The organism is Polaromonas sp. JS666, assembly GCF_900103405.1.
Taxonomy (GTDB): domain Bacteria; phylum Pseudomonadota; class Gammaproteobacteria; order Burkholderiales; family Burkholderiaceae_C; genus Polaromonas.
Window position 1 is genome coordinate 232812 of sequence record NZ_FNHX01000006.1, and the last position, 8432, is coordinate 241243.

The 8432-nt window shown below is 67.3% G+C and carries 9 protein-coding genes; 4 read left to right on the top strand and 5 right to left on the bottom strand.

Annotation, left to right across the window (positions count from 1 at the left end; translation table 11 throughout):
- The first annotated feature begins 4 nt into the window (after nt 1-4).
- Together BLQ85_RS17115 and BLQ85_RS17120 are read left to right on the top strand one after the other, a co-directional pair.
- Nucleotides 5-1006: a lysylphosphatidylglycerol synthase domain-containing protein gene (locus BLQ85_RS17115; RefSeq protein ID WP_074578568.1), complete on the top strand. Its 1002-nt coding sequence runs from the start codon at nt 5-7 to the stop codon at nt 1004-1006.
- Nucleotides 1007-1218: 212 nt separating this feature from the next.
- Nucleotides 1219-2175: a TIGR03915 family putative DNA repair protein gene (locus tag BLQ85_RS17120; protein WP_074578570.1), complete on the top strand. Its 957-nt coding sequence runs from the start codon at nt 1219-1221 to the stop codon at nt 2173-2175.
- Nucleotides 2176-2180: 5 nt separating this feature from the next.
- On the opposite strand, the gene BLQ85_RS17125 is transcribed toward BLQ85_RS17120, so the two are convergent.
- The 5 genes from BLQ85_RS17125 to minC form a co-directional block, all read right to left on the bottom strand.
- On the bottom strand, nt 2181-2507 hold the full coding sequence (locus tag BLQ85_RS17125) for a hypothetical protein (RefSeq protein ID WP_074578572.1): 327 nt from the start codon (nt 2505-2507) through the stop codon (nt 2181-2183).
- Nucleotides 2508-2610: 103 nt separating this feature from the next.
- A complete protein-coding gene (locus BLQ85_RS17130; protein ID WP_139201036.1) occupies nt 2611-3042 on the bottom strand; it encodes a PPC domain-containing DNA-binding protein in 432 nt (143 codons plus the stop codon).
- 49 nt (nt 3043-3091) lie between these two features.
- Nucleotides 3092-3352 (bottom strand): cell division topological specificity factor MinE, encoded by a 261-nt coding sequence (minE, locus tag BLQ85_RS17135; RefSeq protein ID WP_074578574.1) that lies wholly within the window; start codon nt 3350-3352, stop codon nt 3092-3094.
- A 3-nt stretch (nt 3353-3355) separates the two neighbouring features.
- On the bottom strand, nt 3356-4174 hold the full coding sequence (gene minD, locus BLQ85_RS17140) for a septum site-determining protein MinD (RefSeq protein WP_074578576.1): 819 nt from the start codon (nt 4172-4174) through the stop codon (nt 3356-3358).
- Nucleotides 4175-4260: 86 nt separating this feature from the next.
- Nucleotides 4261-5022, bottom strand: a complete 762-nt coding sequence (gene minC / locus BLQ85_RS17145; RefSeq protein WP_074578577.1) for a septum site-determining protein MinC — start codon at nt 5020-5022, stop codon at nt 4261-4263.
- A gap of 245 nt (nt 5023-5267) precedes the next feature.
- Between minC and BLQ85_RS17150 the strand changes: the two genes are divergently transcribed.
- On the top strand, nt 5268-6416 hold the full coding sequence (locus BLQ85_RS17150) for a metallophosphoesterase (RefSeq protein WP_074578579.1): 1149 nt from the start codon (nt 5268-5270) through the stop codon (nt 6414-6416).
- A gap of 77 nt (nt 6417-6493) precedes the next feature.
- Complete coding sequence (locus BLQ85_RS17155) at nt 6494-8200, top strand: ABC1 kinase family protein (RefSeq protein ID WP_074578581.1); 1707 nt, start codon at nt 6494-6496, stop codon at nt 8198-8200.
- Nucleotides 8201-8432: the final 232 nt, after the last annotated feature.

An 8432-nucleotide genomic window follows, 5' to 3' on the forward strand; every position in this document is an offset into this window, starting at 1 on the left:
CCTGATGGCCCCCAGCCGCAGCCCCCTGCGCGGCCGCCCCTGGTGGCCCTGGCTCAGGCGCGGCGCCACCGCCCTGTTTTTTGCGCTGGTGGCCGGCCTGCTGGTGTCGCAGGCGCGCAGCATTGAATGGGGCGAGGTGCTCAGCTCGCTAGAGGACTACCCGCTCAGCGCCGCCTGGGGCGCGGTGGCCCTGGCTGCGGCCAGCTTCACGCTGTACAGTTGCTTTGACCTGCTGGGCCGGCACTACACGCACCACAAGCTCAGCGCTTCCACCGTGATGCTGGTGACCTTCACCAGCTACGCCTTCAACCTCAACCTCGGCTCGCTGGTCGGCGGCGTGGCCTTTCGCTTTCGCCTGTATTCGCGCCTGGGCCTGAAGCCCGGCGCCATCACCCGCGTCATGTCCATCAGCATGCTGGCCAACTGGATGGGTTATGTGCTGCTGGCCGGCCTGGTGTTCAGCCTGCACCCGCCCACCTTGCCGGCGGGCTGGCCCGTCACACCGCTGCACTTGCGCCTGGCCGGCCTGGCGCTGCTGGCGGCCGCCGCCGGCTACCTGGGCATATGCGCCTTCACGCGCCGGCGCCACTACGTAGTGCGCGGCCACACCCTGGAGCTGCCGTCGCCGCGGCTGGCCGTGCTGCAGCTGCTGATGGGCGCCGGCAACTGGCTCATCATGTCGGGCATCCTGTACATCCTGCTGCAGCACCGCGTCGAGTTCTCCGCCGTCGCCAGCGTGCTGCTGCTGGCCGCGGTGGCCGGCGTCATCACCCACATCCCGGCCGGCCTGGGCGTGCTGGAGGCGGTGTTTGTCGCCCTGCTCTCGCACCTGGTGCCGCAGGCCGAGCTGCTCGCCGCCCTGGTGGCCTACCGGCTTATCTATTACGTGGCGCCGCTGGGCATTGCCACCGCCGTCTATGCAGTGATGGAAGCCCATGCCAGGAAACTGGCCCGCGCGGCCAGGGCGGCCCAGCCCCCGCGAAACGCCCGGCCGGCGACGCACTGACGCTCCGACCCCCGCGCCCAGGCGCTTGCGGCCCGATTTAGGCGCCAAAGCCACACGCCACCAGGGTTTTGAACCCAGGCTTTGTGTCCATAAACCCAAACTACTGTATATTGATACAGTAGTTTGGGTTTTCTCTTTCCCGGCGATGCGCCGCCCGCACCCGGGAAGTCGGCTTCTTTGCCTACAAGCGCGCCTGAACCCGCGGCGGCACCATGAAGTCAGACCGTGAAGAAGAAAGGATGTATTGCATGGGCGTGATGAATGACCTGCTGACGACCGACCTCTTTCCCCAGGCCGCGCTGCCTGTCGCGCTGCGCGGCCAGACGGACTTCGAAGGCTTTCGCCGCGCCGCGCGCGGCCTGCTGGCGCAGAACATCCTGCCCGCGCAGGTCAGCTGGCAATGCGGCGATGCGCCCCTGCAAACACCCCAGGCCCCACAGGCCGCCGGCAACGCACACAGCCCGGCCTTCAGCGATGCGCCCGCCGTCAGCGTGCCGCCCGAATTCCTCGCGCTGTGCCAGGCCGCCGTGCTGCACCGCAACCCGCAGCGCTTTCACCTGCTCTACCGCCTGCTGTGGCGCCTGGTGCACGAACCCGAGCTGCGCCACACGCCGCAGGATGCCGACATGGCCGAGGCCCGCCAGATGGCCGACGAGGTGCGCGAGGACATCCGCAAAATGAAAGCCCAGCTGCGCTTTCGTTCGGTACAGGACGACAGCTTCAGGGCCCGCCCCCTGGCCGGGCCGCTGCACGTCGCCTGGTATGAGCCTGAACACCACATCGTCGAAGCCGTGGCGCCCACCTTTGCCAAACGCTTTTCCCTGATGCGCTGGGCCATCCTCACGCCCGGGGGCAGCGTCGAGTCCGACTACCTGGGCCCGCAGGACTTTGCGGCGGACGCAAAACCGCCCGGCGAAGGCCTGGCCGCGCTGCGCTTCGGCCCGGGCGCCGACCCGCAAGATGCGCCGGCCCTGGATGCCGGCGAACAGCAGTGGCTGGCGTACTACGAGCAGGTCTTTCACCCCGCGCGCCTCGCCAGGCGGCGCCTGCTGCAAAAGCAGGCCGCGCCGCAGCGCTATCGCAAGGGCCGCAGCCCCGTGGGCCGCAAAGCCCATGCGCCTCGGGCACCAAGCCCTGGCCGGGCTGGTAGCCAGTCGCTGTCGCTGTAAGCCCGCTAAGGCCTGCGCGCGTCCGATGCCGGCGGCTCAGGCGGCAACACCGCGTCGCGCCCGTCGCTGCTGACAGGCGGCAGCGTGGGCCGGGAGGTCGAATCGCGCGGGTCCGGCGGTGGAATGGAGTTGTCCGGTGGCAGCACGCGGCGTGCCGGGTTGCGGTTCAGCGGGTTCTTCAAAGGCGCGGCGGGCTTTTGCACAGCGCCCGGCTCCGCCGCAGGCGCGGCGGGGCTCGGTGTTGTGGTTTGCGCCTGCGCCATGGGCCCGACCAGCAAGGCCAGCGTAATGCCAAGCGCAAGGGGGATGGGATGGGTTTTTCGCATGGCCATGAATGACTCCTTCAAGCCGCATTGAAATTGCGGGGCTTGTTGCCTTTAACTCACTGTACGCCGATCAAAACCCAAAGCCATGGCCGGAATGCCGGCCGCACCGTCAGGCCCGGCCTGCAGACTTTGCCACCAGTTCCTTGAAACCTGTCTGTGCATCATGCTCGCGCGTGAACACCCATCCCGGCAAAGGCGCCAGCACGATTTCCGCCGTGGTCCGCACCACACAGCCCGGCATCACATGGCCGCCGCGCATCTCGCCACGCGCCGTCGCCACGCTGGCATGCAGGTGGACGCCATCGGCGCTCAGCGTGCCCGACAGCGTGACCAGCTCCAGCGGTTCCACCAGCAACGTGCCCTCGGGCTGGTCGGCATAGCGCAGGACTGCGCGGGACAGGCTGCCTACCGCCGAGATGATGCAAGCCGCCCGTGTGTGCTGGCTGGCTTGCAGTTCGGCGAAGGTGGTGTTCAAGGCGGCACGGAGGTCCTGGCCCGGGCTCAAGCGGAGGACGTGGGTTTGAATGTCGCCAGGCAGCATGGTGCTAGCGTAGCCGGGCCGCAAGCCTTGTTCAAGAGGCCATTGCTTACTACTTCTTGTCGGGCAGCTCGATCTTCACTTCCAGCACATCAAGGTTGTCCTGCCGCTCCAGGTGCAGCTTGATGTGCTCAGGGTTGATCGGAATGTATTTGGCGATCACCGCGATCAGGTCGCGCTGTAGCGCGGGCAGGTAGTCGGGCTTGGGACTGCGGTCGGTCCGCTCATGCGCCAGGATGATTTGCAGCCGCTCTTTTGCAACGTTGGCGGTTTTCTTCTTCTCGCCAAGCAGGAAGGACAAAAAAGACGCCATGCTTTATTTGCCTCCAAACCAGCGCTTGAAGATCCCCGGCTTTTGCGCGTCGATAAACCGCATGGGCTTGTCCTTGTCGCCCAGGAAACGGTCGACCACGTCCTTGTAGGCTTCGGAGACGTCGCTGCCGTTCATGTGCACGGCCGGCACGCCCTGGTTGGAGGCCTGCAGCACGGACTCGGATTCAGGGATCACGCCTATGAGCTTGATGCGCAGGATGTCCTGGATGTCTTCGAGTGAAAGCATCTGGCCCTGGTCGACGCGGCCGGGGTTGTAGCGGGTGATCAGCAAGTGTTCCTTGATCGGGTCGCCGCCGGCAATCGCGCGCTGGGTCTTGCTTGAGAGCATGCCCAGGATGCGGTCGGAGTCGCGCACCGAGGACACCTCGGGATTGGTCACCACCAGGGCCTCGTCGGCAAAGTGCATGGCCATCAGCGCGCCGGTCTCTATGCCGGCGGGGGAGTCGCAGACGATGTACTCAAAATCCATCTCGCCCAGGTCCTTGAGCACTTTCTCGACGCCGCTTTTGGTCAGCGCGTCCTTGTCGCGGGTTTGCGAGGCGGCCAGCACAAACAGGTTGTGGCACTGCTTGTCCTTGATCAGGGCCTGGTTCAGCGTGGCCTCGCCCTGGATGACGTTGATGAGGTCATACACCACGCGGCGTTCGCAGCCCATGATGAGGTCCAGGTTGCGCAGGCCCACGTCGAAGTCGATGACCGCGGTTTTATGGCCGCGCAGCGCCAGGCCGGTGGCAAAGCTGGCGCTGGTGGTGGTTTTGCCCACGCCGCCCTTGCCGGAGGTGACCACAATGATTTTTGCCATGCTTGAATTTCCTTGGAGAACGGGAGAGATGTTTGGGGTGGAGGCAGGGTGTGCAGCGGGAGCGGGAGGAAGCAAAGTGGCTGTGTTCATGGGAGCATCACATTCATCACGAGTTTGTCGCCCTCGTCGCCCGGAACGAGCCGCACCTGCGTGGGCTTGCCGGCCATGCCGGGCGGCAGCGGGTGTTCGCTGGTGCGGTAGACGCCGGCGATCGACAGCAGCTCGGCCTCCAGCGCCAGCGAGAAGATGCGCGCCTCGGTGTTGCCGCGCGCGCCGGCCATGGCCTTGCCACGCAGCGGCGCATAGACATGGATGTGGCCGTCGGCAATCACTTCAGCGCCGGCATTGACCATGGCCAGGACCACCAGGTCGCGGCCGCGCGCATAGACCTGCTGGCCCGAACGCAGGGGCTTGTCGACGACCAGGGCGCCCAGCGGTGCAGCGGGCGCCGATGCAACAGGGGCGACAGGTGTTGGCGCGGGCGGCGCGGCCACTGCGGGCCGCGCCGGCACCAGGTGCGCATCGGGCACGGGCAGCAGGCCGGCCTGCAGCGCCGCAGCCATCTGCGCGGGGCTGCCGCCCTTGGCCGTGAGGGGTACCAGCTGGTAGCTGCCCAGCAGGCTGATCAGGGCCGGAAAATCAATGTCGCCGGCCGCCGGCGGCAGCGGCGAGAGGTCGACCATCAGCGCATCCTGGTCGAAGAAGTCGGGGATATCGCCAAAGCGCGCGTCCAGTTCGCGCGCCAGCGCGACGAGGTCGGTGGACTTGAGCAGCAAGGCCACCAGGGGCAGGTTGGCGCTTTTGATTTCAAAGGTGGCGGGAGTGGTGGCCTGGAGGGCGACGGTCATAGGCGCATGGGCGGAGAAAGCCGGCTGGCAGAGCGGCAAAAGAAAAGATGGCCGAGGGTAGCCCGCGAACTGCGGGATTGCCCCGCACGCTTTGTCGCAGTTGTGAGCGGGTGAAACGCCTTGAAGCCGCGCGCACGGCCTTGGTGCGCTGGCGCCGTCCGTCGCCGTCCATCACCGGAAAGCGCTTTGGCATTGAATGCATGCGGCCCGCACCCATATGCGGGGCTCATCACTCTGGACTTTTCATGAACTTCCTGCCGCTGGCGCTTGTAACCGCGCTGCTCCATGTTTACATTGGCGCACGCCTTGTTCCCGGGCTCCAGGCCCTTCCCCTTGTCCAGTGGTTGCTCATCATCGGCCTGGCGCTGTCGGCGCTGCTGATGCCGCTGGGCCTGATGGCCGGGCGTGTGGCCAAACAGCCTCTTGCCGATGTGCTGACTTGGGTGGGGCTGCTGTTCATGGGCCTGTTCTCGTCCCTGTTTGTGCTGACGCTGGCGCGCGATGCCGGTTTGCTGCTGTTATGGCTGGCCGACCTGCTGGCGCCCGGCCAGTTGCCGCTGGCCTGGCTGCGCATTGCCTCGGCCGAAGCCGTGCCGCTGCTGGGCCTGCTGGTTACCCTGCTGGGTTTTTTGAATGCGCGGCGCACCGCGGCCGTGGTCAGGGTGGACGTGCCCATCAAGGGCCTGCCGCCCGCGCTGCAGGGATTTACGCTGGCCCAGCTCAGCGACATCCATGTGGGGCCGACCATCAAGCAGCCCTACCTGCGCCGCATTGTCGACAAGGTCAATGCGCTGGATGCCGACGTGGTGGCCATCACCGGCGACCTGGTGGACGGCAAGGTCGGCGAGCTCGCGGCCCACACCGCGCCGCTGGCCGACCTGAAGTCGCGCCACGGCACTTTTTTTGTGACCGGCAACCACGAGTACTACTCGGGCGCCCACGCCTGGGTGGACGAGCTGCGCCGGCTGGGCCTGACGGTGCTGATGAACGAACATGTGGTGATCCGCCAGCCGGGCCAGAACGGCAAGCCGCTGGTGCTGGCCGGCGTGACGGATTACAGCGCCGGCCACTTTGACCCGGCCCACCGCAGCGACCCCGAAGCGGCCTTGCAAGGCGCGCCGCTGGACGCCGTGCGCGTGCTGCTGGCCCACCAGCCGCGCAGCGCCGCCGCGGCCGCCAAGGCCGGCTTTGATTTACAGCTCTCGGGCCACACGCATGGCGGGCAGTTCTACCCGTGGAATTTGTTTGTGCGCTTCCAGCAGCCCTTCACGGCGGGTTTGCACAAGCTGCAAAACCTGTGGGTCTATACCAGCCGGGGGACAGGCTATTGGGGGCCGCCCAAACGCTTTGGGGCGCCGTCCGAGATCACCGCCCTGAGGCTGGTGGCGGGCTAGGGCTGGGCCGCCGGCCATCCGCACCCCATTTGACAAATCCCAAGCCCGGCCGGAAAACCCGGGACTATCATCCGCGGATGTTCATCGAAACCCTGGGTGCCGCGCGCGACATGGCGCGCCTGGCGGAAATCGCCGGTGTGCTGATCCGCCACGGCTTTGGCGACAGCGTGCGGCGGCTCGGCCTGGCCGACAAGCTGGAGCGCGCGGGCCATGCGCTGCACTGGAACCATGCGGCCGACCTGGCCCGCATAGGCCCGCCCGAACAGGTGCGCCTGGCCATGGAAGAGCTGGGCCCCACCTTCGTCAAGCTCGGCCAGGTGCTGGCCGGCCGCGCCGACCTTTTCGGCCCCGAATGGATCACCGAGTTCGAAAAACTGCACAGCCAGGTGCCGCCCGTGCCCCTGGCGCTGCTGCTGCCCCAGCTGCGCGAAGACCTGGGCGGCGAGCCCGAAACCGTCTTTGCCCGCTTCGACACCACGCCGCTGGCCGCCGCCTCCATCGCCCAGGTGCACGGCGCGCAGCTCCATGACGGCACGCAGGTCGTCGTCAAGATCCGCCGCCCCGGCATCACCGAGGTCATAGAAGCCGACCTGCGCCTGATGGAGCGGCTGGCCGCGCTGGCCGAGGCCGAGCTGCCCGCCCTCAAGCCCTACCGCCTCAAGCAGCTGGTGCGCGAGCTCGCCAAATCGCTGCGGCGCGAACTCGACCTGGCCGCCGAATGCCGCCATGCCGAACGCATCGCCGCCAACATGGCGGACCTGCCCTACATCGTGATCCCGCGCGTGCACTGGACCCACACCGGCGCGCGCGTCAACGTGCAGGACCTGGTCGACGGCGTGCCCGGCAACGCGCTGGACCGGCTCACGCCCGAGGCCGGTTACGACCGCGGCGAACTCGCCCGCCGCGGCGCCCGCGCCGTGCTCAAAATGATTGTGGAGGACGGCATCTTCCACGCCGACCCGCACCCCGGCAATGTGTTTTACCTGCCCGGCAACCGCATCGCCTTCATCGACTTCGGCATGGTCGGGCGCCTGACCGAGCGCAGGCGCGAAGAGCTGCTGCAACTGCTGCTGGGCCTGGTCGAACGCCAGCCGCAGGCCGTGGCCGACGTGCTGCTCGAATGGACCGGCGACGAGCACGGCGTCAACCTGTCCCAGCTCGAGGCCGAAATCGAAGCCTTTGTCGACCAGTACCACGGCACGCCGCTGGCCCAGCTCAGCCTGGGGCAAATGCTCTCCGACGTCACCGCCATCCTGCGCGAGCACCACCTGGGCCTGCCCTCCGACCTGGCGCTGCTGATCAAGGCCTTTATCTCGCTCGAAGGCATGGGCCGCGGGCTGGACCCCAGCTTTCACATGGCCACCGAGGCCACGCCGCTGCTGCGCCAGGTGGTGCGCGCGCGCTACCAGCCCAAGGCTTTGGCCACCCGCGGCTGGCAAACCCTCAGCCGCGCCCTGGCACTGGCCGGCCAGCTGCCGCACGACCTGTCGCGCCTGCTGCGCAACGCGCGCCGCGGCCGCGTGCACGTGGCCATAGAGCTGGCCCACCTCAAACGCGTGGGCGACCAGCTGGACCGCGCCGCCAACCGCCTGGCCATGGCCCTGGTGATCGCCGCACTCATCATCGGCTCGTCCATCGTCATGACCGTCAAGGGCGGCCCCACGCTGTTCGGCCTGCCCGCCTTCGGTTTCCTGGGTTTTACCGGCGCCATGGCCGGCGGTGTGTGGTTGGTGCGGGCTATCTGGCGGAGTAGCCGGGCCAGTAATGGGGATGGGGAGGATTGAGGGGTGCACCCCTCTCCCCCTCTCCTTCTCTCTTTTTGACTCTCTGCCTCTGCTTGGGTCTGCTGGCCGGGTCTCGCCCCGGCGGGCGAGGCACTTTTGGCGAAACCCGCAAAGCGGGTTTTCTTTGTTCGCCAAAGGCGCGCTACGCGCGCGGGGTTTGCTCACTTCGCGCAGCGAAGTTACGCAAACACCAAAAGTACCCAAAAGAAAGGCGACCCGCAGTCTGGGTCCC